Annotated in this window: 20 protein-coding genes; 12 read left to right on the top strand and 8 right to left on the bottom strand. The window is 47.2% G+C overall.

Annotated elements, in window-relative coordinates:
• The first annotated feature begins 104 nt into the window (after window positions 1–104).
• Window positions 105–584 (top strand): TetR family transcriptional regulator, encoded by a 480-nt coding sequence (locus tag SSED_RS19910; protein ID WP_012144144.1) that lies wholly within the window; start codon window positions 105–107, stop codon window positions 582–584.
• A 145-nt stretch (window positions 585–729) separates the two neighbouring features.
• Here SSED_RS19910 and SSED_RS19905 read toward each other — a convergent pair whose 3' ends face one another.
• Window positions 730–1,005: a hypothetical protein gene (locus SSED_RS19905; protein WP_012144143.1), complete on the bottom strand. Its 276-nt coding sequence runs from the start codon at window positions 1,003–1,005 to the stop codon at window positions 730–732.
• A gap of 310 nt (window positions 1,006–1,315) precedes the next feature.
• Entirely contained in the window at window positions 1,316–2,698 is a 1,383-nt protein-coding gene (locus SSED_RS19900; RefSeq protein WP_012144142.1) for a MipA/OmpV family protein, read from the bottom strand.
• 347 nt (window positions 2,699–3,045) lie between these two features.
• On the opposite strand from SSED_RS19900, the gene SSED_RS19895 reads away from it, so the two are divergent.
• The 6 genes from SSED_RS19895 (at window position 3,046) to SSED_RS19870 (ending at window position 11,562) form a co-directional block, all read left to right on the top strand.
• Entirely contained in the window at window positions 3,046–4,821 is a 1,776-nt protein-coding gene (locus SSED_RS19895) for an assimilatory sulfite reductase (NADPH) flavoprotein subunit (protein ID WP_012144141.1), read from the top strand.
• Window positions 4,822–4,942: 121 nt separating this feature from the next.
• Entirely contained in the window at window positions 4,943–6,652 is a 1,710-nt protein-coding gene (gene cysI / locus SSED_RS19890; RefSeq protein ID WP_041422349.1) for an assimilatory sulfite reductase (NADPH) hemoprotein subunit, read from the top strand.
• On the top strand, window positions 6,645–7,412 hold the full coding sequence (locus tag SSED_RS19885; protein ID WP_012144139.1) for a phosphoadenylyl-sulfate reductase: 768 nt from the start codon (window positions 6,645–6,647) through the stop codon (window positions 7,410–7,412). The genes cysI and SSED_RS19885 overlap by 8 nt, the downstream gene beginning before the upstream one ends.
• 922 nt (window positions 7,413–8,334) lie before the next feature.
• Window positions 8,335–10,083 (top strand): hypothetical protein, encoded by a 1,749-nt coding sequence (locus SSED_RS19880; protein WP_012144138.1) that lies wholly within the window; start codon window positions 8,335–8,337, stop codon window positions 10,081–10,083.
• 84 nt (window positions 10,084–10,167) lie between these two features.
• A complete protein-coding gene (locus SSED_RS19875; RefSeq protein ID WP_012144137.1) occupies window positions 10,168–10,581 on the top strand; it encodes a DUF3010 family protein in 414 nt (137 codons plus the stop codon).
• A gap of 126 nt (window positions 10,582–10,707) precedes the next feature.
• Window positions 10,708–11,562: a PA4780 family RIO1-like protein kinase gene (locus tag SSED_RS19870; RefSeq protein ID WP_012144136.1), complete on the top strand. Its 855-nt coding sequence runs from the start codon at window positions 10,708–10,710 to the stop codon at window positions 11,560–11,562.
• A gap of 51 nt (window positions 11,563–11,613) precedes the next feature.
• On the opposite strand, the gene SSED_RS19865 is transcribed toward SSED_RS19870, so the two are convergent.
• The 4 genes from SSED_RS19865 to SSED_RS19850 form a co-directional block, all read right to left on the bottom strand.
• Complete coding sequence (locus SSED_RS19865; protein ID WP_012144135.1) at window positions 11,614–12,141, bottom strand: peroxiredoxin family protein; 528 nt, start codon at window positions 12,139–12,141, stop codon at window positions 11,614–11,616.
• 63 nt (window positions 12,142–12,204) lie between these two features.
• Window positions 12,205–12,585: a hypothetical protein gene (locus tag SSED_RS19860; RefSeq protein WP_041421827.1), complete on the bottom strand. Its 381-nt coding sequence runs from the start codon at window positions 12,583–12,585 to the stop codon at window positions 12,205–12,207.
• A 103-nt stretch (window positions 12,586–12,688) separates the two neighbouring features.
• Window positions 12,689–13,036, bottom strand: a complete 348-nt coding sequence (locus SSED_RS19855) for a hypothetical protein (protein ID WP_012144133.1) — start codon at window positions 13,034–13,036, stop codon at window positions 12,689–12,691.
• A 141-nt stretch (window positions 13,037–13,177) separates the two neighbouring features.
• Window positions 13,178–14,722, bottom strand: a complete 1,545-nt coding sequence (locus SSED_RS19850; protein WP_012144132.1) for a S41 family peptidase — start codon at window positions 14,720–14,722, stop codon at window positions 13,178–13,180.
• A 670-nt stretch (window positions 14,723–15,392) separates the two neighbouring features.
• Between SSED_RS19850 and cobA the strand changes: the two genes are divergently transcribed.
• A complete protein-coding gene (cobA, locus tag SSED_RS19845) occupies window positions 15,393–16,202 on the top strand; it encodes a uroporphyrinogen-III C-methyltransferase (RefSeq protein WP_012144131.1) in 810 nt (269 codons plus the stop codon).
• A 325-nt stretch (window positions 16,203–16,527) separates the two neighbouring features.
• Here the strand turns inward: cobA and SSED_RS19840 are convergent, their stop codons facing one another.
• On the bottom strand, window positions 16,528–17,361 hold the full coding sequence (locus SSED_RS19840) for a TIGR03899 family protein (RefSeq protein ID WP_012144130.1): 834 nt from the start codon (window positions 17,359–17,361) through the stop codon (window positions 16,528–16,530).
• 60 nt (window positions 17,362–17,421) lie between these two features.
• On the bottom strand, window positions 17,422–18,612 hold the full coding sequence (locus SSED_RS19835; RefSeq protein WP_012144129.1) for an MFS transporter: 1,191 nt from the start codon (window positions 18,610–18,612) through the stop codon (window positions 17,422–17,424).
• 242 nt (window positions 18,613–18,854) lie between these two features.
• Here SSED_RS19835 and SSED_RS19830 point away from each other — a divergent pair, with 242 nt between their 5' ends.
• From SSED_RS19830 to SSED_RS19815, 4 genes are all read left to right on the top strand, one after another.
• The gene (locus SSED_RS19830) at window positions 18,855–19,715 is read left to right on the top strand and encodes a formylglycine-generating enzyme family protein (RefSeq protein ID WP_012144128.1); all 861 of its coding nucleotides are present in this window, start codon (window positions 18,855–18,857) and stop codon (window positions 19,713–19,715) included.
• 477 nt (window positions 19,716–20,192) lie between these two features.
• Entirely contained in the window at window positions 20,193–21,590 is a 1,398-nt protein-coding gene (locus tag SSED_RS19825) for a porin family protein (protein ID WP_012144127.1), read from the top strand.
• Window positions 21,591–21,651: 61 nt separating this feature from the next.
• Entirely contained in the window at window positions 21,652–22,806 is a 1,155-nt protein-coding gene (locus tag SSED_RS19820; RefSeq protein WP_012144126.1) for an imelysin family protein, read from the top strand.
• A gap of 147 nt (window positions 22,807–22,953) precedes the next feature.
• Entirely contained in the window at window positions 22,954–24,573 is a 1,620-nt protein-coding gene (locus SSED_RS19815; RefSeq protein WP_012144125.1) for a di-heme oxidoredictase family protein, read from the top strand.
• Window positions 24,574–24,765: the final 192 nt, after the last annotated feature.

Here is a 24,765-nt window from a genome sequence, read left to right as displayed (position 1 = left end):
TTACTCGTTGCCTTGCCTCAGAAGCGCTAAATTCTAGCTGAGCGATCACATCTTTATACTGATTGGTATAAGGCATCATAAATGATTAGATTGGAGGATCGGCAATGGCTAAGCGCTCAAAAGTTCAAACTGAGCAAACGATAAACCAAATTCTTGACGAGGCGCTAAATCAGATCCTTACTCTTGGCTATGAGCCTATGTCATACACAACCCTATCCGATGCGACGGGGATAAGCAGGACAGGTATTAGCCACCACTTCCCACGTAAAGTCGATTTTCTGACCCGGTTAGATCCTAATATTGCCCGGTTATTTATTCGTGAGTTAGACTTCTCGGGTTTACCTCAGCTGGAAGAGTCCTGGATGACGGCGTTAGCAGAGCCAACCAATGCTGCGATATTGAGACTGTTTTTTAGCTTGTGTGGTTATTCCGGCAATGAAGTTACCCTATTTCGAGCGGTCAGTCAGACCAAGGAAACGGCTATATCAGAATTGGGCGAGGAAGGGGAGAAGCTTGTCAGTGATCTGTTGGGCAGAAGTGCAGTAGTCTTGCTTGCTCAAACCGCAGAAGCCGAGGCGGCTTAGCCACTCGTTGTTTCGCGATCCTGGTATAGGCACAAAAAAAGGAGCATCGGCTCCTTTTTTATAGTCATCTGTTTCTGTCACGATAGTCTGTTTCTATCACAATACATTGTAATCGGTCGGCTATCTGTTTTACGCGGCACTGTTTTCAAGCTGCTCTGTTTTCACGAAGTACGAGGGTCGGGTTGAAGTCGATATCTCCCTCATCATCGATGGTGACTAATCTGTCATCCTGCCTTGCCACCGCCGTCTTCTCATTCTGTGATTGTCTGACAAACAGTAACTGATAACCCAGTTTTGCAAGAGTATAGAAGGCAAATCTCTGCGCCGTGGAAAGACGGTGCCAGTGCTGCTCTAAATTGGGCTGAGTGATTCTTCTATCATTAAAATCTGCAAAAGAAGAACCCAGGGTCGATGCCTGCATGTTAACCACTCCTCACTGTCACTATTAGATAAGCCCGAACTTATATAAGCAGATGTCGAGTTTTTATGCAAGTTGCACTAGTGATACTTCTTAAGCCAATAGCTAGTATAAATCAGTTTAATATTCTGTTTTACTGAGGAAATCCTGTTGAAAATTTCTCTGAAAGAAAAATTACAGGGTTTATCAACTAAGAGGCGTTGAGGGATAATTTTTAGATAGAGAGCGATATATTATCGCTCTCTATCTGTAGAGTCCACGACCAAAAGAGATTAACGCTTATTTGATCCTGGACCTGTTCGGCTGCTTGGAGTTAGAAATGCCACTGAAGGTAGAGGGTTTGATAGTTACTGCCACCACCGATACGACCGAAGGCAGAGCTTTTCTCATAAATGCCGGATCTATGGTGAATGCTGTAACCCATCCACATATTGCTTAAATGACTACTTTTAAACAGATCTCCCATATTCACATCTAATGAAAAGTCTAAATAGTTAAGCAGCTTAGAGGGCTTATAGCCTTTCTCTTCCATCTCAGTCCCTTCGATGTGAGTGACGCTGCTGACATAGGAGAGACCCTCTGCCACACCTAAGCGCCATCTTGGCCCAATCTCGAAGGTGTAAAATGCCTTGATGGCCACCACGCCTTCGGCAAGGTTCCCCTGAACTTCAGAGTCGTGGTGCCAAACAGCACCAGGGGTGAAATAGAGCTCTATCGGCAGAGTAAAGAGGGTCTCGGTGAGTCGCGTACCATAGAATACCGAAGTGAGCTGGTTATTATAGGGATCGGTTTTGGTCTGCCATGACAAGATGGCATTAAGGTTCGATGGGGTCGCCCAACCATGGGCAACTCTTATAAACTCATCATCAGAGTCGGCCTCATGGGGTAATTTTGAGTTTGAATCAGAGTATGAATTTGTGGCTTTCTTCTTGCCTGAATCGGGATAGAATCCGAAACCAAAAAATGATTCATATTGATACTGGTTCTCAATGGTTGGCAGGTTGACGATATCATCTTCGAGTCGTCCCACGCCAAACTTGCCTAACAGATAGAGATTACTGACAAGGTGATAGCGTGCGGTGATGCCGGCATTAACCTCTACCCCACCTGAGGTATCATATTGTTCTAAGCCATAGTAAAACTGATTGAAATCAGCACTCTTCCAATTTAACTCGGCATAAGGGCTGAGGTACCAGTCACCGGACTCCCAATGGTATTTGGTTCGTGAATAACCATAACTGCGTTTGTTCGAATCGGCCATGAATGCGACATCGGCTTCCCATGGCCCCTTGATAAATCGGTATTGGAGGCCGAAATCGAATGCCTGAGACTGAGATTCATTTTGCAACTCTGTAGGAATATCGACAAACCTGAAGCGGGTGTAGGCGTTGACCTGATGATTCTCATTTTTCCAAATATGTGCTCCTGCTTCCATGCCATCGACAAAGAAGTAGTCGTTTCTGAACTTGATTAAAGGAAGAATATCGTTAACGCTATCATCGTCGACGGCAAAGGGAATATCTCCCCGTCTTACTCCCATCGCAAGACCCCAATTTTCAGCTTGATATTGGGTTGCGTAAACCTGAGTTTGTGGTTCGCCAAGTTCGTGGCCCTCCTCGTTATCGGAAGAAGCGAACACTATGCTTGGGAGGATTAGCGCGAAAATAGAGCTAATGAGTAGGGAGTTATTTTTCATAGTTTTTAGTTGTTATTGAACTCGTGAGACCAGTATAGAATGAAAACAAGAAGTTAAAAAAGAATTTGTTCCTGCCCCCTTTCGATAACAGAGCTTGAGTCCTTGCCGAGTTCTTTTTTCTTCAGGTTCCAAGGTCTCATACCACATCCCCCTCTGTTTCATTTCTCCGTGTGGAAAGCCTGTTATTTGCCTGCTTAGCCATCAATTTGAGCAATTTCACTACTGCTTCGATGGATATTTAAACGTCTTTATATCAAAAAGGAATTAAAAATTAGATTTTATTCTTTTTTGCTTTTCTGTATAGAAGCTAAGCTAATCGACATTACACTGATATAGGGCCGTTTCTCATGTTGTTAAAAGAGCTTTCATCACTCGCTTCTCCTCTGTCGCAAGGACAGGTCGATAAGTTAAAGCAGCTCACTTCTGAGCTGAGTGCCATTCAACTCGCTTGGGTGGGAGGATACCTGTCTGCGTCTGCCGGACAAGCAAGCATCAATGTTGCGGATACGCAACCTGCTCAAACGATCACTATTTTATATGGTAGCCAAACCGGAAACGGTCGAGGTGTTGCCACCGAGCTGGCAGCGAAGGCTCGAGCTCAAGGCTATGCGGTCAACTTAGCTTCCATGTCGGATTACAAGGTAAGACAGTTGAAGCAGGAGACGCTGTTATTGGCAGTGGTGAGTACCCATGGTGAAGGTGAAGCACCGGATGATGCTATTGAGTTGCATAAGTTTCTGGCATCGAAACGTGCTCCTAAGCTGGAAAACTTAAACTACTCTGTGTTGGCTCTGGGAGATTCAAGCTACGAATTCTTCTGCCAGACAGGTAAAGACTTCGATGAGAGATTATCAAAGCTAGGTGCAACTTCGATTCAACCTCTGGTTGAGTGTGATGTGGACTATGAGTCTGCGGCAGAGCAGTGGCAGGAGAGTGTACTGGAAGCGGTTAAGCCGTTAATCCAGACCTCTGGTGCGAGTGTGGTTTCTATCGCCCCTTCAGTGGCAGAAAGTGCATACACCAAGCAAAAACCTTATACCGCAGAGGTCTTAGTTAGCCAAAAGCTAACGGGCCGGGACTCGGACCGTGATGTGCGCCATGTCGAAATTGATCTGGATGGATCGGGCCTAAGCTACCAAGTCGGTGATGCGCTAGGCGTCTGGTTTACCAATGCCGATACTTTAGTCGATGAAGTTTTGATTAAACTGGCACTCGATGGTGACTCACCGGTGACCGTCGGCAAGGACTCCCTGTCGCTCAAGCAAGCCTTGATTGAGAAGAAAGAGCTGACTCAGATCTATCCGGGTCTGGTTCAGGGATGGGCCTCATTGAGTGGAAATGAGGAGTTGCTTAATATCGTTGAAGACAAAGAGTTAACCCGTCACTTCGTGCTTAATAACCAACTGGCCGATCTCGTCGCTAACTATGCGGTGCAGATCACTGCGACTCAACTGCTTGAGCTACTTCGCCCAATCACACCGCGCCTCTACTCTATCGCATCGAGTCAGGCCGAAGTTGAGTCTGAAGTTCATCTGACCGTTGCCCTGGTTGAAGATGAACATGAGGGGACGGCCCGTTTCGGTGGTGCGTCTCAATTCCTGGCCCAGGCCGAGGAGGGCACGACGGTTAAGGTTTATGTCGAGCCTAATAACCATTTCAGATTGCCAGAAAACCCGGAAACGCCAGTGATCATGGTGGGGCCGGGAACCGGTGTAGCCCCATTCAGGGCCTTTATGCAGGAGAGAGCTTCACAGGGTATCGAGGGCAACAGCTGGCTGATTTTTGGTAACCCACATTTCGAACAAGACTTCCTCTATCAAACCGAGTGGCAGCAATATCTTAAAGATGGATCGCTTACCCGTCTCGATTTGGCGTTCTCCAGAGATCAAGCGCATAAAGTCTACGTCCAGCATCGTATTGCCGAGCAGGGCAAAGAGTTATGGCAGTGGCTGGAGTCAGGCGCTCACCTCTACATCTGTGGCGACGGCGAGCGTATGGCGAAAGATGTCCATCAGGCATTACTGGATGTGGCGGTTAAGTTCGGCGCTAAGACGCCTGATGAAGCAGAAGCCTATTTCGAAGCCCTGCGCAGCGATAAACGCTACCAAAAAGATGTCTATTGATCCCTCTATGGCTCGATTCGACGCAGTGCGGATCCCTTGAGTGTGATTGAAACGATTAAGAATATTGATGTGGCGTCCCGAGATTGGGCGTTACACCTGGATAATGAATGAGACTGTTGCCATGACTGTAGAAAATGTTGAAGAGAAATTATCGATAAATGAACACCTGAAAACCGACAGTGACTTCCTCAGAGGAGGTATTGAAGAGGGGCTCGATACGGCAGTTACCGGCGCATTTAGCGAGGGCGATCAGCAGTTAATCAAGTTTCATGGTTTTTACCAGCAAGATGACCGGGATCTACGTAATGAACGTAAGGAGCAGAAGTTAGAGCCTCTCTATAGCTTTATGTTGCGTGCCCGTGTTGCCGGTGGTGTGTGTACACCCGAGCAGTGGTTAGGTGTCGATGAGATATCATCGACATTGACCAGTTCAAACAGTATTAGACTCACGACGCGTCAGACATTTCAATATCATGGAATCTCGAAGCGTAACCTCAGAACCTTGATTCAGAGCCTGGACAAGAAGGCGTTAGACTCTATTGCGGCGTGTGGTGATGTAAACAGAAACGTGATGTGTAATCCAAATCCTGTCGAGTCTCGTCTGCATGAACAGGCGTATTACTGGGCTAAAAAGCTGTCAGATATTTATCTTCCGAGAACTAAGGCCTATGCCGAGATCTGGTTAGGTGATGACAAAGTTGCCACCAGTGAGGGCGATGAGGTTGAGCCTATATACGGTAAAACCTATCTGCCGCGTAAGTTTAAGATGGCCGTTGCCGTGCCACCGGATAACGATGTCGACGTTTACACTAATGACTTAGGCCTGATCGCGGTTGCACAAGAGGGTGAGCTTGTCGGTTTTAACCTGGTCGCCGGTGGTGGTATGGGCTCAACCCATGGTGAAGTCGAGACCTTCCCGCGTCTTGCCGATGACTTTGGTTTTATCAAGGCCGAAGACACCCTGAAATTTGCCGAAGCCATCTTGAAAGTTCAACGCGACTGGGGTAACCGCTCTAACCGTAAGCAGTCACGACTTAAGTACACTATCGTCAAGCATGGCTATGACGCCTTCAAGGCCGAAGTTGAAAAGCGCGCCGGCGTTACGTTCGAGCCTAAACGCGACGTGGTGATTGGCGATCGCGGCGATCGTTATGGATGGATCAAGGGTGTCGATAACAGATGGCACCTGACTCTCTTCATCGAAGGGGGGAGAATCAAAGATCTACCGGGTCAGCCACTACAAACCGGGCTGAGAGAGATAGCTAAAATCCATAAAGGTGATTTTAGGATGACCTCAAATCAAAACTTTATCGTTGCCGGTGTTGCCGAGGAAGATAAAGAGGCGATTGAGGCCCTGGCCCGCAATCACGGTTTGATGGGTAAGCTTATTACCGAAACCCGTGGCCGCTCTATCGCCTGTGTGGCTTTGCCAACCTGTGCACTGGCGATGGCCGAGGCGGAGCGCTACTTCCCCGATTTTCTGACTAAGGTTGAGTCCTTGCAGGAGAAGCATGGTTTTGCCGATCAGGGCATAGTGATCCGTATGACGGGTTGCCCTAATGGATGTGCAAGACCCTTCGCAGCCGAAATAGGCCTGGTGGGTAAAGCGCCGGGCCGCTACAACCTCTATCTTGGGGCGAGCTTTGAAGGGACTCGGCTGAACAAGCTCTATCGTGAGAATATTCAGGAAGCCGAGATATTATCTGAACTCGACCAACTGTTTGCCCGCTATGTGAGTGAGCGTGAAGAGGGCGAAACCTTTGGTAATTTCACGGTTCGCTCAGGCGTAGTGAAAGCGGTTATCGATGCCGCTAAGGACTTCCATGACTAACTCTATAAAGGTGGAGTCCATCGTCTCTGCCGATGAACTTCTGGCGTTACTGAGCGCGCCTCAAGTTGAGCAAAAGCTTGAGCTTGAGCGTATTAATCAGTTTTTGGCTGAATTAAACCCGGCTCAGCGGGTCAGTTGGGGGCTCGATTACCTACCGGGTAATCATGCTCTATCCTCAAGTTTTGGGATCCAGGGTGCCGTTATGCTGCATCTGGTCAGTGCTCAGAAGGCCGATATACCTGTGATATTGACGGATACCGGTTACCTATTTTCCGAGACTTATCGGTTTATCGATGAGTTAACCGAGCGATTAAAGCTAAACCTTAAGGTCTTTGCATCGCCGCAGACACCGGCTTGGCAGGAGGCGCGTTTCGGTTTGCTGTGGGAGAAGGGCTTAGATGGCCTGGATCAATATAACAGGATGAACAAGGTCGAACCTATGCAGCGAGCCTTGGGTGAGTTGGAGGTGGGGACCTGGTTTGCAGGGTTGCGCCGTTCTCAGTCGAGTACTCGTGAGGCGCTGCCTATTTTGGCTATCCATGGTTCGCGCTATAAGATCTTGCCTATCCTGGAGTGGAGTAATAAAGATGTGCATGAGTACCTCACAGAACACTATCTTCCCTACCATCCCCTCTGGGAGAAAGGTTATGTCTCGGTAGGAGATGTGCATTCCAGCAAGCCGCTGGAACTGGGCATGAGCGAAGAGGAGACTCGTTTTAACGGTTTGAAGCGGGAGTGTGGTCTGCATTTCGATATCTGATTTTGATAAACGCCTTCATCGAAAATTCAGAGGAACCATTTTATTGGTTTCTCCTGTTTGTTGAATAAGATCCAGTGAACGATATGAGCGACTTAATTCACGATTGTGGATAAGCAGGTATTATTGACATCGTTGTCATCTGACTAATTTAATGAGTTTTTATCCACTCAGGTTATACTTTAGTTTTATTTTGTTAATTTTTTGTACATAAATACTCACAAACTTATGCACAGTTCTTTTTTTAGTCTATAGTTTGTGGTTCCCGTAGATGGTTTTAGAATGCTGTTCTGTATCGAGTCTGTCATCTGTTGAGTTGGACTCAGTGGTTTTTAGTTCTTCCTTGAGCTTTTATCATCACCCATTTGATGATGCTCACTATAGAGTCACAGACAGAGCCGTCAGCAAACAAAAACCTTGCTCGTTTCACTTCCTGAGATGAGCCCATGGTTTTGATTGGCTTGCTGGCGCCTGCTTAATCAAAAGCCGTTACACCTGAATAGCCCGGCGTGGCTATTCAGGTTGTATACCCAAACAACCTCTAAATGCAGGATTCAGCATGTCGAGAAGTGACAGAGTTCAAGGCATGAAATTGCAGTACTAGTCATTCTAATTCAATATTTCATAACGCAGAGACATGTTGCTTCTCGGCTTGCCCTTCGGGAGATTCCGTAGAATCCCTGCACTGCGTTAGTGATATTGAAAAGGGAATAACCATTCTCTTCATCACTGCCTTGTTCAGCTATCCTACGGGAGCTCTGAAACGAGCATTTTGAAGTAGCTTGGGTATATACCAAAACCTATTCATGCATCCCTTTTCAATCACTCCCTTTTGCTTGCTCGTTATAGTATATTTAACAGCTATGTCTACAGGGATCTTTTTTGGTAGACACTCGTTTGCATAATTTAAAATGGAGCTTGATAGATGAAGAAGATATTAATTGCAGCAGCCGTGGTCGCCGCAGGTGCGGGTGGATATTGGTTGAGTCAAGATAAGCCAAGTTCTGTTTCCAGTCAGTCTGATACCGTTCTGGCCTCTGTTCCTGCCGATACTCCGCTATTTTCCGGTCAGCTGAAGCCTTTTCCAATCAAGTCCTATGTGAACTCTCTTTCCCAAAGCTATAAGACTGCCCCAGCTGAGCTTTTTGCAGAGTTAGAGCAGTCTGATGACGCGAGAGCTAAGTTTCTTTTGAGCCTGAGCCGATCATATATGGACAGCCTGCAAAGCGGTGAGCAATTTATTGCGACCTTTGGTTTATCGGAAAAGATCCGCAGCTATTTCTATACTCTGGGTATCTTGCCCGTAGTTAAATTTGAAGTGGAGAAGCCTCAGGCTATATGGACCTTACTCGATAAGGCCGAATTAGACAGTGGCTATAGCCATGAAATCAGAACGCTGAAAGGCCAGGAATATCGTGTCTATACCCTAAGTGATATAGGTGAACCCGATAAGTTAGAGCTCCTGATTGCTCAAAAAGATGGCTTGCTGACGGTAACCTTAAATAGTGCGTTTATCGATGAGCCTACTCTGGAAACGGCCTTAGGTGTTCGGCCTGTGGCTCAATCACTGGCCGACTCAGGAATTATTGAGCAGATCATTAAAACTCATGGTTTCAGCGATGAGGCGATCGGCTATCTGAATCATCAGGAGATAGTCAAAGCGATCACCACGAAAGAGGGCAATCAACTGGCTCAGCAGATAACGGCTTTCTCAGCTCAAGAGGGTGAAGATCTGCTTGCCGAGTTCAGAACCCCTGAGTGTCACAAAGAGTTCTCCGCTATTACCGCCAACTGGCCGCGTACGGTATTTGGGGTAAATAGTGTCAATATCGTGGATAAGCAGAGCAGCTTCGATATCTCAACGATCGTAGAGAGTAAGAACCAAACCTTGCTCAATGCCTTTAAAAAAATGCGTGGTTTCATACCCGATTACGCTAAAAACCCGGGTGACTCAGTATTTTCAATGGGAGTGGGCATCGAGCTTAATCAACTGGTGCCATCATTGACTGCCGTTTGGGATGAGCTACTGCAACCACAATATCAGTGTCAGGTTCTGCAGGAGTTTCAGCAGGAGTTATCGGGTCAGAGCCCGGCAATGCTAGGCATGTTTACCGGCATGGCAAATGGAGTCAGAGGGGTAAGTGCCGCGCTTATTGATTATAAATTTACCGAATCATCGGCTTCAGAGCAGGGCGAACCAAGGTTAGAGAGTATCGATGCCATCGTGAGCTTGTCTGCCGATAATCCCAGTATGTTGTTTAATATGGTGAAACCTTTCGCTCCCGAGTTAGCCAATATTCAACTGCCTCAAGATGGTAGCGTTATCGACCTCTCGCATCTGCTACCTTTACCGCCTGAATATGGGATTCAGCCTAAGATGGCAGTAAAAGGCAGTCACCTGGTGTTGTTCAATGGTGATAAGGCGGAGGCCATCGCCGAACAGCTGGCCGCAGAACCGCTTACCGATAATGGCCTGTACAATATTGCTTTAGATTATAAAAAGTTATTCACGCCAATCGTGACCTTGGCAGAAATGACGGGAGAGCCGCTTCCCGAAGAGCTCTCTATGATGAAAGATTATGATATGCAGGTGAAAATGGGCGTGGATATCAATGAGCAAGGCATCGTTTTTGACTCATATATCAATAACAAAGTTACACCAGCGGAAGAGTAAGTTAACATCCCTCTTTCAGATAGAGCCAGCATCGCTGGCTCTTTTTTTTGCCTAATACCGATTGGTATAAAAGTAAGGTGCGATATGTTAGTTGCCGGAATGTTTTTGAAAGCAAATGAGGTTCGAATCGTCACCCTTAAAGGGACACGTGCCACTCATGAATTGGTGGCTCCGAAGACGAATAAGTTCACCTTAATTAAGAATCCGACTCAGGGTGAAGTTGTCACTTTCGGTGAGCAGGTGAAGGCATTTTGCATCGAACATAGTATCGACAAGCTAGTGCTGAATCGACGTGCGAGTAAAGGTCAGGGCGCAGGAGGTGCGGGGACATTTTTAATGGAAGGTGTGATTTTAGCCTTGTCTCCATCGAATATCGAACTCGTGCATCCGGCAACGGTCAGGGCGACAGATAAGCGCACATCAGAATTTAAAGCGTTAAAACCAAAAACAGTCGATCTGGGCAAGGCATACGATCTGGCATTTGAGCTTCTAACTTAAGTGTTTAAAAAGTAGTGATTAATCATTTTAGTATAGCGAGGTATTGAGAGGTCATGAACCGATCTATTTTGAATGATAATTTGCTTAGATATTCCATCAAGCCCTTAAGTAGGGTATAAGGGCGCTATGAAAATCCCGAAACGTATTCAGCCTCTCGTAGATGAAGGCTTAGTTGATGAAGTCCTTCGTCCATTAATGAGTGGCAAAGAGGCCGATGTATTTGTTGTTCGTAGCGGCAATGAAGTTCGATGCGCCAAAATTTATAAAGAAGCGGAGAAGCGCAGCTTTAAACAGGCTGTTCAATACCGTGAAGGTCGAAAAGGCCGAAATAGCCGACGCGCTCGTGCAATGGAGAAGGGCTCGAAGTTTGGTCGTAACGAACAGGAGCAGGCCTGGCAGAATGCCGAGGTTGATGCCCTGTTTCGTCTTGCTTATGCCGGCGTAAGAGTGCCTCAGCCATATGGTTGTTTCGATGGTGTGCTGTTAATGGAGCTCATTACCGATGAGCAAGGGTTTGTTGCCCCCAGATTAAACGATGTCACCCTGACAGCTGAGCAGGCTTTGGCGCACCATAAGGTGGTCATGAAAGATGTGCAGCGCATGCTCTGTGCAGGTCTTATCCATGGCGATCTGTCCGAATTTAATGTCTTGTTAGACAGCTGCGGCCCGGTGATCATCGATCTTCCTCAAGCCGTCGATGCGGCAGCGAATAATAATGCCAAGCGAATGCTTGAGCGTGATGTAAACAACATGACTCAATATTATGGTCAGTTTGCTCCTGAGTTACTGAAGACCAAATATGCGAAAGAGATGTGGGCACTGTTCGAGTCGGGTAAGTTGAATCCTGACTCAGAGTTGACCGGGAAATTTAAAGAGAGCACTAAGGCGGCTGATGTCGATTCCGTGCTGGCTGAAATCGAAGCGGCCTTCGATGAAGAGCAGGAACGCAAAGAGCGGATCCGTGAGGCGGTAGAAGGGTAGAGTTCCTAGGCTCTAGGCTCTAGGTTCTAGGACCTAGGGCCTTTTAATCTTTTACTGTTTCTCTATTCCCAACTGTTTCAGCGTTGCTGCAATATCTTCCGCTGCCGTTTCGGCGTTAATATCTTCATCAATTTTTAATATTGTCCCATCTTCACCGATATAAAATGTCACTCTGCTGGCTACGCGAACAAAGTTGAGCACATCATAGGCTTTAGCGGTCTCTTTGGTCGGATCGCTTAACATAGGAAAGTCTGCTTTCTGTTTCTTAGCAAAGTCCTGGTTATCTTCTAAGTCGTCGACGCTTGCCATCATATAAGCCGCATTGTACTCACGGATTAAATGCCCCTTTTGAACCAGAGAGCGGCACTCGAGGGTGCATCCGCGGGTATTGGCCATAGGGTACCAGGCCAGGACTAATGTCTGCTTCCCCAAATAATCCTTGAGTTGATAGAATTCACCGTTGGTGGACTGTAATTTAAAGTCCGGCGCCTTGTCTCCGACCTTGAGATCGCTTGCCTGCACATAGGCCGAGCAAGTCAGTATTAAAGACACGATAAGTATTTTAGTCAGTTTAATCATTACTATCTCCTGAATCCATTAATCCATTAATCCAATTTAACTAAGACATTGAAAAAATCAAAGCTAACAGATGTTACAGCTTATTTTTAATCTGATCCTCTCATTCCCCTCTACCAGAGTCGAAAGAGTTTCGCTGGATTCAATATTTACAAGCTGTTGTTTCGTTTGCGCGATATCGTCATCTTGATGTTCAATTTTTATTGAACAATCGAGCCGTATCATACCTGTGGTTGTGACAGTAGGGTGAAGAGATATTGCAGCCTGAGAACTTGAGAACCGGCATTCTATATCGGCTAAACCTATTTGAGAATCATTGAGGATGATGCCGCCATCGAGTTGCAGCTCTATGGAGATATTTAACTTTGGCTTGCTCGATAACTCAAATTTTTCAGCCTTCTTTCTGTACTGCGCATTCAGATAGAAGCCACCGATTGGACTACTCATTTTATATTCCATTATCTGTTTTATTGTTTTCTCGAGGCGACAAATTCCCTATGGGGAGCCGAGTGTCTCACATTCGTTATTGCTAATGTTAATATCTACTCTACTATGCATCATGTTCATTTTCTAGCTCAATGAGGTAGTTTGCATAGTTTACCCAGTCGATGATCAGTGCTTTGATAAGCATCTCTGTTCCCGGGTCTGCATTAGGATGCTCACCCTTCGCCTTGAGTGTTTCAACGACAAGTCTGACTTCTATCGGTTTAAGGGTTAACCTGAAATTATCTTTAGGGCTTGGGCAGGCATCCGATTGAGGATTAAGGGGCCCACTCATCTGATTTTGGATAGTCAGTGCTAATCTGGGATTGACTCCACGAAGCAAGGCGACGGTCATGCGCAGAGCACCGCGGTTAAAGGTATCTGCCGTTAACAGGTGTTTGGCCTTATTGGACATCTAGCTTGCTCCTAAGGTACTCATAGTTAAGGGGCTGTTTTAACCGATATTAAAGTAATATTAACAGAAGCACTGCCTTAATTGATATCTGGCTTTCTTATCGTCAGTTTTGAGGGGCAAGCTTACGCTCGATAATTAATATTATGGGGAGCTTTGACTCCATAAATCGATGAGTGCTGAGTTTTTCGAGTCGGCAGTTTCAACTCGTTTTAGCGATAGTTCAGGAACGCTTGCTTGATTATTTTCACCGGGCCCTCTCTCATGAGTGAGCAAGGTGACTAAACCTTGCCAGTGAATGGTTTCATTGATTGGTAGCTCTATGTCCGGCTGGGTACCTATACCCGATAGTAATTTCCCTCGTGCGCTGTAGGTAATACTTGCAGTGACTCTTACCTCGATATTGCTCTGGGGTAACCTGAAACCATAGCGTTTGCCTAAGTCTCCGGAGGTCTTCTCTCCAATAAGTGTCACTCTGGGCAAAGATTTCGCTACGTAGGCTATCCACTCACACTCCTCCCGGCATTCGGGACCGATTAATAGTGCGAGACGATGAGCCTTGCTTTCATCTGTGTTTAATCCTGTGATTGCGGGAGAGCGTCTGGCATACCAGTGTCCAAAACGGGCGGCATTTTCATTGTTTATCGTTTGGCTGATATCTGAAAATTGAAGCTGCTCGAAGAAATTAAATTCATCGAAAGGGAGAAAGTTAAGCGGCCTGAGCAGATTGCCATTAAAGTCCGTCGAGCGCCGATATTGCGATAACGCCATCAGGTATCTATCGGCTTCATCACTCCTGTTAAATTGCTCTGTTCCTGCAAACTCACTGACCAGTAGCCTCAATAGCCTGTCACTGTTTCCGGTAACCTCTCTTAAGTCCAGGATGGTTAACGGGTGCGTAAAGGCGAGTTGTAACTCTTTTAGCGCCAAGGGGTCGGTTTCAAACCGGGTCAGATCTGTAATGCTAATCAGGGCGGCGCCGCTTTCAATATCGAGTGGGTCTTTGAGGATGAGTGCATCTTTTAGCGGAGAGTCTGTCTGCACAGCTAATATCAGCTGTATGTTCGAATCCAGGTTATCTGTCAGAGTGAGCCTGACCTTATTGGTAACGGCGAGTCCCATCTCCGCTCTCAGCATGTTAAGTTGCGAAAGCCATTGTATCTGCTGAGAAAGACTCAGTCTAAGGGAGTACGGAATAAAACGTAAACTGACATCTATCCAGCGAGAGAGTGGAATTCCATCGATGTGAGTAATGTAGGGGTGCTGCGGATCTAACAGTTGCTCGTCCTCGTTCAGTGCGAGCCAGGTATCTCCCAAGGGTCTCAACCGTAACGGTAGGACGCCTGAAGCTTGTGTGTGGGTGGTGATGCTTGTGCCCGGGTCATCGAGCATGGCGATAAGTTTTATCACTTCGGCTTTGAATTTGTCGCTGGTAATATTGATGGGGTAGCGATAGAGAATAGAGTCTATTGCCTGCTCAATGTTTTCCAACCGTGAGCTATTCAGGCCAGAAAATGCCGAATGCTGCCTGAGCTCATCAACTAATATGTTGAGATCGTGGCGCATTTCACCATGACGCAGACTCACCCTGTATTCCGTGGAAGTGAGGGTTAAATGCGCCAGTTGTAGTGTACTTATCAGTAAACATAAGCCAAATGTATTTACTATCTCTTTAAATCCAAACCTCATATCACTCCTTGATATGTATACTTCAGCGCCCTATATGCGAGAAGCTTCAGATAAAACAGATCCAAAAAACCGATTCAAAAACAGTGGATGTGATACACCAAATTGATGATGAATACTCATCTTATGTACCTCAATTGTAGTCTACTTGGCTTTATTCATAACCCTTTCGTTCATAAAAGCATGCGGTTAAGTGGATACCTGACTTTATGTATCTTATTGATATATCAGATATGTCGTTGGTTTCGTATTGCTTGATGAGTTGGATTTATAGCCTTGTGCTTTAAGATGGGCCGGAGGTGAATGCCATCATCTACCCGCCGCTCTGCGCTGCCAATACGATGTTGAGTATAGATTGTTTAGATCCGGTTAACCTCAACCATTCGACTAGAATTATTTGCGATAAGTTAGTGTCAAAGTCGAGAAAGTTCATATTCTCATCCGTTATTCGTTTCGATGCTTTAAATTATATGCAAGCGCAAGGTTATGATTTTTAACGGTTAATAAATGTGTTTTGATATTAGCACTCGGTAAGCACTCTGTTTTGGGGAGATTGAGTTGGAATAGAAGTGTTCTAATAACTATAAGTTATAAATATTAACTTTTAACTATTTATTAAGTTATAAGCTGGCCGTTATATTTCACTGTATTCAATAGTATGTGGGGCTGTGAGATGGAAATTGTAACTTTACCGGGTCAGAGAGCGGGTGGAAAAGTTTGGCTGGTAGGTGCAGGGCCGGGAGATGTCGAATTGCTGACACTCAAGGCGTACCGGATCCTAAAGAGTGCAGAGGTGGTTCTCTACGACGCCCTGGTCAGTGAAGATATCATGGCACTCGTTCCCTTTGATGCTGAAAAAATTGCCGTCGGTAAACGAGCGGGTAAACATAGTGCGAATCAAGATGAGATAAACCAACTCCTGGTGACCAAAGGATTTACCCGTAAGAATGTGGTGCGCTTAAAAGGCGGAGACCCGTTTATTTTCGGCCGTGGCGGAGAGGAGCTGCAAAGTTTAGTTGAAGCCGGGCTGGAGTTTGAAGTTGTACCGGGCATTACCGCAGCCAGCGGCACCTCATCCTATGCCGGTATTCCCCTGACCCACAGAGATCATGCTCAGGGCGTAACCTTTATCACGGGACATTGTCAGTTGGGCAGTAGGCCTATGGACTGGGCAAACTATGCCAACCCCAGTAACACCTTAGTTATCTATATGGGGATCCTCAATGCGGGGATTATCAGTCAGGGGCTTATCGATGCCGGACGAAGTGCTCAAACCCCGGTAGCCATCGTCTCTAAGGCGACCACATCCGAGCAGCGCCGTTTTATCGGTAAGCTGGGAGAGCTGGAACAACTCGCGGCAGATCCTGAATTGAAGATGCCTGCCTTGATGATCATCGGCGAGGTGGTTCAGCTTGCCGATACGCTTAACTGGTTTACACCTCAGAGTGACTCTGAGTCCCGCCCTATCAGTTATGAGTTATAAGCCGCAGGCTAAGGGCTACAGCTACAGCTACAGCTACAGGCTACGAGTCACGAGGTGCGGGGAACGAGGTGAGGGTTGCGACGTTCTCTATGTAGGAGCGGCTTTAGCCGCGAATGTTTTGGGGCTACGAGGTTCTAGGTTCTAGCCACGAGGTTCGACATTCCCCATGTAGGAGTGGCTTTAGCCGCGAAGCTATTGAGCCCGTCATCCTGAACTCATTCTTTGTAAAGAGCAGGCTCCAGGTTTGAAGCTTATAGCTTTCTTTGCTTATCTTGCTCTCGTGACTTAAAACTTAACACTGTCTTTCCCTGCCTTTAACTCGTTCTTACTCAATCTTAAAATCTTTTGAAAATAGTGTCTTGAAGGCTTTTGCGTACTCGGTATCAGCTTTGGGGTGTATGAGTTGAGTTAACTCGTCACCGATAGGCGTTAACCGATAATAATTAAATAGCAGATGACCGCTCTTAGGGGTTAATTTCATTTTTTCATCGAGCAAGGTGAAGCTCATGGGGGTTTTGCTGTTTAGTAGTCCGGTCTCGAACTCGCCTCTGTGCAGAATGCCTGCATCGACTAAGGTCAGAATATTGGAGTAGGGCAGGCCAAAATTGGAAAGACCAATATTGATAGGTGAAGATTTTCTGAATATTTGCCCAAAACCGCCTGTGTATCGATAGCCTATGATTAGCTTTAGGCGTGATTCATTATTGACCTTTACCGCCATACCCAGGGCTTTTTCAAATATCTGAGCTTCTTTATGGGTTAACTGCTTTAGGGTCGACAGGGTCCTTAAACTAAAGTTACCTGGGGTGGTTATCTCATTGGCCAGTATTCGTCCCCATAACTCCTGCATCTTGCGGTTATGGATCTGCTCGGCGATTTGAAAAAATTGGTGTGCCCAGTCAGGATCGAGGTCGACTCCGGTTACATCGGAAGGCGTATTGCTGAGTGCTATCGCATAGATCGTTTCTAAATTAGCCTGGTACTGGCTGGATACTTTTTGCTGACGAAAGGCTGCCCGTTCGGCGACAGAGGCATTGCCGGGGCGATAGCCCTCTTCGCTGCTTAACCCTAACTGGCGACCTAATAGCAGTGCTTTTTTGCGGGCCGACACATCAGACTGTGCAGCCTTTGTCTCATTGATCCTTGCTAATTCAACCATGCTCTACCCACGGGTTTGTTATCGAACGAATATTATACTCGCTATCTTAACCAAAATGGCTCATTGCTTCACTCTGTGTGCTGTTTTTTTTGGACTCCATGACCAATTCACTTCATTTCCCTGAGTAGGCATCGTTGGAATATTCCTGGCCAGAAGCAGCGAGCAGGCTGCGAACCCCGCCCCTATGTAGAATACCGCTTGAGGTGAGTATAGCCAAAGCAGGCCCAGCATGGCCGGGATCACGACTGCGGCGATGTGGTTAATCGTAAAGCTAACTGACATGGTCGCGGCAATATCTTTGCTGTCGGCAATTTTTTGGAAATAGGTTTTGATCGCTATGGCCATCGCAAATAACAGATGGTCGATAACATAGAGTGCGGCCGCCATTTCAGGGTGTTCAACCAGTGCATAGCTGACAAAGATGATGATCAGTCCAAGGTACTCAATTGTCAGTGCTCTTCGCTCGCCAATTCGACCGATGAAGCGACCGATAGCCGGAGCAAACAGCAGGTTAATAACGTAGTTGATGAGAAATAATGTGGTAATTTCACTCACACTATAGCCAAACTTTTCCACCATCATAAAGCCGGCGAACACCATGAATATTTGGCGTCTTGCCCCGGAGAAAAAAGTCAGCAGGTAATAGAGCCAATATTTTTTTCTGAGGATCACCTTCTTATGTTGGGGCTCTCCGACCTCAAATTGGGGGAAATACACGGTAATAGTGATCACCATCAAGAGGCCCAAGCAGCCTATCAGCGCGTACATCCACACATAATCGAGTTTAAGCCAACTCATGATTAGCCAGATGCTGGCATAGCCTGACAGCGCCGCCGCAGAGCGCCATGCCAGTGCCTTACCCAGAAAACCGGCTGTCTCTTTCTTATCCACCCATTGTAGCGTCAGGGACTGGTTGATGGTTTCGAAGTAATGAAATCCGACTGACATCAATATGGTAGTCAGATAAAGCCCTAAGACTTGGGGGAAAAAGCCTGTGATCGCGACGCCGACACACAATAGGGCGAGCGAGAGTAGTGCAAATGCTTGTTCGCGGATAAGCAGAAGAATGAAGATGGCGGTGAAGGCGAGAAAGCCAGGAACCTCTCGTAAACTCTGGAGCACACCAATTTCGGCACCTGTGAATTGTGCCTGTTCGATAACGAAATTATTTAAAAGCACCTGCCATACCGAAAACACCAGAGACATGATAAAAGTCATCCAGAGAAGGAGTTTTTGCGGGCTTTTACTCATAGTGTCATTCCATGCTAATGATTATTATTTTTAGTAGGTAGATCAGTTTACATGAGTTAATTCTTATCTTGGTAGTGTTTATTTTAAACAGTTAACTCTATAGTGAAAGGAACTTAAGGGGAGTAAGGTCCTTTAATGACTCCGGCTGCTTCTTGGACACTTAGTTGAACACTGAATTGAACAGCCCATTGAGCGCTTCAATGTGGAAGGGTCGTTTACAGAAATTACATAAGGAAGATGTTATGTCTGGTTTGAAATTATCTCACTTACCACTGCCAGGGTTATCGCGATTAATCGTGTCGCAATTAAGCCTGCTCCCACTCTTAATGAGTTCATCGGTTTTAGCCGATTCAACTCAGCTGAAAGTGGGGGTGTTGGTGCCAGAATCTTCATTTCAGATGGGGTGTTCAGTCAAAGATAGTGACTGTGAGTCCGACGAGGGAAAACCCGGTGGAGTATCCGTTTTTGTGCCTGCATTTTACATCGATACTCATGAGGTAATGGTCAGTGAATATCAAGCCTGTCTGGATGCGGGGAAGTGCCAAAGACCTAAAGATCATGACCGTAATCAATACTGTAACTTAGGGGCTAAGGGGCGGGATCATCACCCTATCAATTGCGTCGATTGGTCGCAGGCACAGGCTTTTTGCCAATGGCGAGGCCAGCGTCTGCCTTATGAGGCGGAGTGGGAGAAGGCGGCTCGTGCATCGAGTTTAACGCGATATCCCTGGGGAGATGCCGTTAGCTGCAAGCAAGCTATTTTGGACGACGGTAAAACCATGGGCTCCGTAGCTGGAGAACCCGATGGTTGTGGGGAGGACCGTACCTGGCCGATAGGCTCAAGATCTGCCAATGCACTGGGCCTATTCGATATGCATGGCAATGTCGGAGAGTGGACCATGAACTGGTATGCGAAAGATGGTATCGCACAATATGTTCAAGGGAACCTTACGGATCAGAAACCCACCCCCCGTAAGGTTGTAAGGGGCGGCTCATGGGATGAGACGGCACTTAACCTGCGCAGCTCTTTTCGTAATATCAAAGCGCCAATCAGTGGTGATAGCATCTATGGTTCCATTGGCTTCAGGTGCGCCAATGACTAAGGTTTGAGATTAAGAAGGTTTGAGATTAAGAGGGCGATAAGGTTCAAGAAAAGTCCGGGAAGGCGATAGGGCGACAAGCTTTCGCGGCTGAAGCCGCTCCTACATAGTAGCCGTCATCCCGGCGATACTTTTGGCTGGGAACCGACTACTTTCATGCTGCCGGAAACCTTCGCGGCTGAAGCCGCTCCTACATATTATAGCCCGTCATCCCGGCGAAGCTTTTGGCTGGGAACTGACTCCTTTCATGCTGCCGGAAACCTTCGCGGCTAAAGCCGCTCCTACATTGTGACCAGAAGCCTACCCCCCTCCGTTATGGCTATTATCTGCACAGCTCTCCTATCAGCTTTTTGTCTGCTTGGCTGCAAAAAAAGTAATCGAAGTGTAATTTTTATTGTAAATTTTAATGCAAACGATTCGTATTTAAACTAATTTATTCGCAAATTTAGGGGGAACTGTTAATTCAGTGCGGATAAAAATATGAAATCTAAGTTAACTTTGCTGGCTCTATCTATCACAACGCTAAGTCTTGCTGGCCTGAGTAGTACACAGGTTTTGGCAGCCGAGCCTGAACAGCTCCAACAGGCGATCGCGAAGCAGGAGGCTGAGCTTAACAAGCTCAAGCGAGATTTGGCAGAACTTGCCTCGCAGCAAAAACTGCAGCAGCAAGAGCAGCAGAAGCAGGCCCAAGTGGTCACAGCTGCCAAGCAGGAGCTTGCTGATAGTAAATTCAGCAAGTTTAAGTTCAAGTCATACGGCAGCATGAATTACACCAGCGCTGAGTATTTTGAAAATGTGCAAGATACTTCACCTGAGCGCCGTGGTCGTTTTGACCTTGAGCGAATTGTGACTGAATTTGGCTACCAGTTTAACGACGAGTGGGACATGGAAGTCGAGATCGAATATGAGCACGGTGGTACAGGTACCGCCCTGGAATATGACGGTTTCGATGAGTTTGGAGAGTTCGAATCTGAGGTCGAGGCCGGTGGTGAGGTCATGATTGAGAAGGCTCAATTGAGGTACCGTCCCAGCGATGCCTTCGGGGTTAAGTTTGGTAATATCCACCTGCCAATCGGTCTGTCGAGCATTCTACATAAACCCGATCAGTATCTGACCGTGCTGCGTCATCGCAGTGAAGCTGCCATGTTACCCGCGGTCTGGAACGAAACCGGTGTCGGTCTGTTTGGTGAAGTAGCGAATTTTCACTATCAGGCTCAGGTCGTTAGCGGACTTAATTCCGAGTACTTCAGAACCTATGACTGGGTTGCATCTGGCCACCAAAAGCGATTCGAGCATGTTAATGCCGATGATCTGGCCTATGCGTTGCGTCTCGATTACGGAAACTTTAAGAAAGGCTCGGCTGTAGGTGTCGCCTATTACTACGGTAATACCACTGGAAATCGCCATAAGAGCAACAAGGTATCCGGCGATGGTACGGTGAGCATTCTGGCCGTCTCAGGCGCATTCGTTCAAGGTCCCTGGATCTTACGTGGCCAATATCTCAATGGCACACTGAGTGATGCCGATGCCATTACCCAATCAAATAAAACCACCCCAGGTCTGAAACCCGGTAACTTCGCTCAATTAGGCTCTAAGTCGGAAGCTTTCTTCGTCGAAGCCGGCGTCGACCTGGGTCAATTCACCCCAGTACCAATCACTATCTTTGCCAATATCGATTACTCAAATCCCTTGGCCGAAGTCGAAACAGGGACCGCCACCAAGCGATATGAAAATACCTGGACCAGTGTCGGGGTTAACTACTTTCCGATCCCCGAGATTGTGCTCAAGGCCGAGGTCGGTCGTCAGCAGGTCGCCGTGTCATCAATACCCGATACCAACTTTTTCGCGCTGGGTGTCGGTTACCAGTTCTCGCTGTGATCTTAAGGTCACATAGCTCATCAAACATGAAGTACAACATTAAGTAAAAATGGAGCTTTACATGAAATCATTAAAATATTCGGCAATTGCAATTGCACTTGCACTCATCTCTACATTGGCGGCTTGCGGTGGTTCCGGCAGCGACGATACGACCCCTCCGGTCGATGAGTCTAAGTTCGAATTTGCGGCGACTGAGATGATCACAAACCTGACCGATGACGTGATAGTCAGTGGTTATGCCACTCTGGCGATGAAAGGTGAGTCGCTGTTATTGGCCACACAGACATTGGTCAACACGCCGACGCAGGCTAACTTGCTTGCCGCTCAAGAGGCGTGGAAAGCGGCGCGTCAGCCTTGGGAGCAAGGTGAGTCGCATATCTTCGGTCCGGTTGACTCTTTAGGTATCGATCCACACTTAGATAGCTGGCCATTGAATACCACAGATTTGACCACCGTTCTGGCTAACAACTCAGGTTTCGATGCCGAGACCATCAAGGGGTGGAACGACGATGTTCAGGGATTCCACACCATGGAGTACCTATTGTTTGGTGATGGGATTGCAGACAATGAGAAAGCGATTGCCGACCTGACGACTGCCGAAAATGAGTACCTGATGGGCTTAGCGGAAGTGTTCCGTGATTACACTAAGGTGCTCGATGATGCATGGCAGGTAAGTCATGACGGACAAAGTGGCAAGGCTTATGGCGAGCTGGTTAAGAGCCCGGGTAGTGACGGCAACACCTTCTATAGCTCTCAGGTAGGTGTGATCCAGGAGCTGGTGAACGGCATGATAGGCATCGTCGATGAGGTGGGCAACGGTAAAATTGCCGATCCATTCGGCGTATCGTTAGAGACTGCGGACACATCAAAGGTGGAATCTCAATACTCCTGGAACTCGCTAACAGACTTTAGCGATAACATCGTCGGTGTTCGTAATGTCTATCAGGGAGAGTTAACGGGCGCGAGCGATAAGCAAGGGATTGTCGATTTCGTTAAAGCGGCCGATGCCACATTAGCCGCTCGTGTTGGCAGCGAGATTGATGATGCCATTATTAAGATTCAGGCCATCTCAGGTACAAACAACATGCCTTTCCGTCAGGCAATATCAGATGTTGAGGGGCGCGCCAGGGTTCAAACCGCAATCGATGCCCTCTCTAAACTGCAAACCAGCTTAGAGTCCGACATATTGCCTTTGCTTAATGATTGGAAAGTGTAACTCCCGATTTATAAGCTCTTTTAAGTCAGTAAATTGAAGGGGGCGTAGGAACGGCCTCCCTTTTATTTATGGATGCCTGTTCACCGGTGGTGGCTATCTCAGGATAGAGGTGCCATCGCCGGAATAATAAAACCAGTGTGAGATAAAATGATGATGACACACAGATACCCGGGTTTAGCATTTGCGCTATGTATAGGGTTGAGCGCCTGTGGTGGTTCAGGAGATGATACTCCTGAGCCTAAGCCGGATGAAAAAATCTACCCGGCATATACCGATATCAGTGCCAGTGGCGGTGAGACTACCACATTCGATGCCTCAGAGTCGGGCCACGGTTTCTCGACGCCGGCCCCTAACCTGTCTGATGCCAACCTGGAGCTTCATTTAGAGGGAGATCTCGGCTTTGAAACGGCATTTACTACAGCGCCGAACAGTGAACACCCGGATCTCGATGGTTTAGGCCCCGTATTTAATAATGCCGACTGTAATTCATGTCACCAGCGTGACGGGAGAAACTCGACTCCTATGGTTCAGGTCGGCAAAGACCGCATTAAGCTGGGCTCCGAGGCCGGGTTATTTCTGCGGATCAGTAAAGCGCCCGCCGAACCATGTACCTTAGGTACCGAGGCAAATAACTATTGTGCCCCCATCGGGGTGCCAAATTTTGGCGGTCAACTGTTTCATCGTGGTGTATTGAAGGCCAGACCCGATTGGGAAGACAATCTATTTGGTGGTCAGGCAGATGTGTACCTCTCCTATGAGACTAAGCAAGTTACCTATCCCGATGGAACGAGTATCACATTGAAAAAGCCGCTTTTTGATGTTGAAAACCCATATGATGCACCGGGTGAGACTTTAAGCAGTGCCAACGTAACATCTGAACTATTACAAGATGACGTCTTAATGGGATGGCGAAATGGAATGCCGGTGTTCGGACTCGGCTTACTCGAAGCGATCCCCGAGGCCGACATCTTGGCTCTGGTAGATATCGATGATGTCGATGGAGATAAGATCTCCGGTCGGGCTAACTTTGTATTCGATGCGGTAAAGGCTCAGGCCGGCGATCCCAACCCGGTCTCTTTAGGCCGTTTTGGCTGGAAAGCCAACACGCCTAGTGTACGAGTGCAATCTTTAGGTGCACTGCGTGGTGATATCGGAATTACTAACCCACTGTTTCCCGATGAGAGCGTAGTCGGTACGGCGCTGCACGACAGTTACCTGACCCGAACCGGTTTCACGGATACGGGGGAAGATGAAAATGGGGCACCAGAGGCAAGCGCAGAGTTTAGTGATTCTGTGGTCTTCTATGCCGAAACCCTTGCGGTACCTGCAAGGCGCAATATTGAAAGCCAGGATGTGCGTGAGGGGGCGCGCTTGTTCGAGCAGCTCAATTGTACCGGTTGTCACAAGGCGAGATTCGTGACTAAATCTGCGGGTAATATTGGTGGTTTACCTATGGCTGAGGCGCTCAAGGGGCAGACTATCTATCCATTTACAGACATGCTGCTCCATGACATGGGTGATGATTTAGCAGATGGGCGTCCGGATTTTCTGGCCGATGGCAATGAGTGGCGTACACGCTCCCTTTGGGGAATCGGCCTGACACAAACCGTGAACCCTCAGGCGGGCTTCCTCCATGATGGTCGTGCAGCGACTCTGGAAGAGGCGATCTTATGGCATGGCGGTGAAAGCGAGCAGAGTCGTGATGACTTTATGGCGCTCAACCGGTCTGAGCGGGAGCAAGTGGTTGATTTCCTTATGTCGCTTTAAACCTTAAGGTAACAACTTCTAACAGATAAATAACGGCCGTTTCAGTGTAACTGAGGTGGCCGTTTTTCTTTCTATACCGGCAAACGGATTAGCTTCCGACTGAATGGAAATAAGGATTTGTGATGCAGGTAAAATTTACCCGAGTTTTGCAAATGTTTGCCGTGATCTGTTTCATGTAAATTAAGCGGTATT

The organism is Shewanella sediminis HAW-EB3 (assembly GCF_000018025.1).
In the GTDB taxonomy this organism is placed as follows: domain Bacteria; phylum Pseudomonadota; class Gammaproteobacteria; order Enterobacterales; family Shewanellaceae; genus Shewanella; species Shewanella sediminis.
This window is presented reverse-complemented; position numbering and strand designations above follow the sequence as displayed.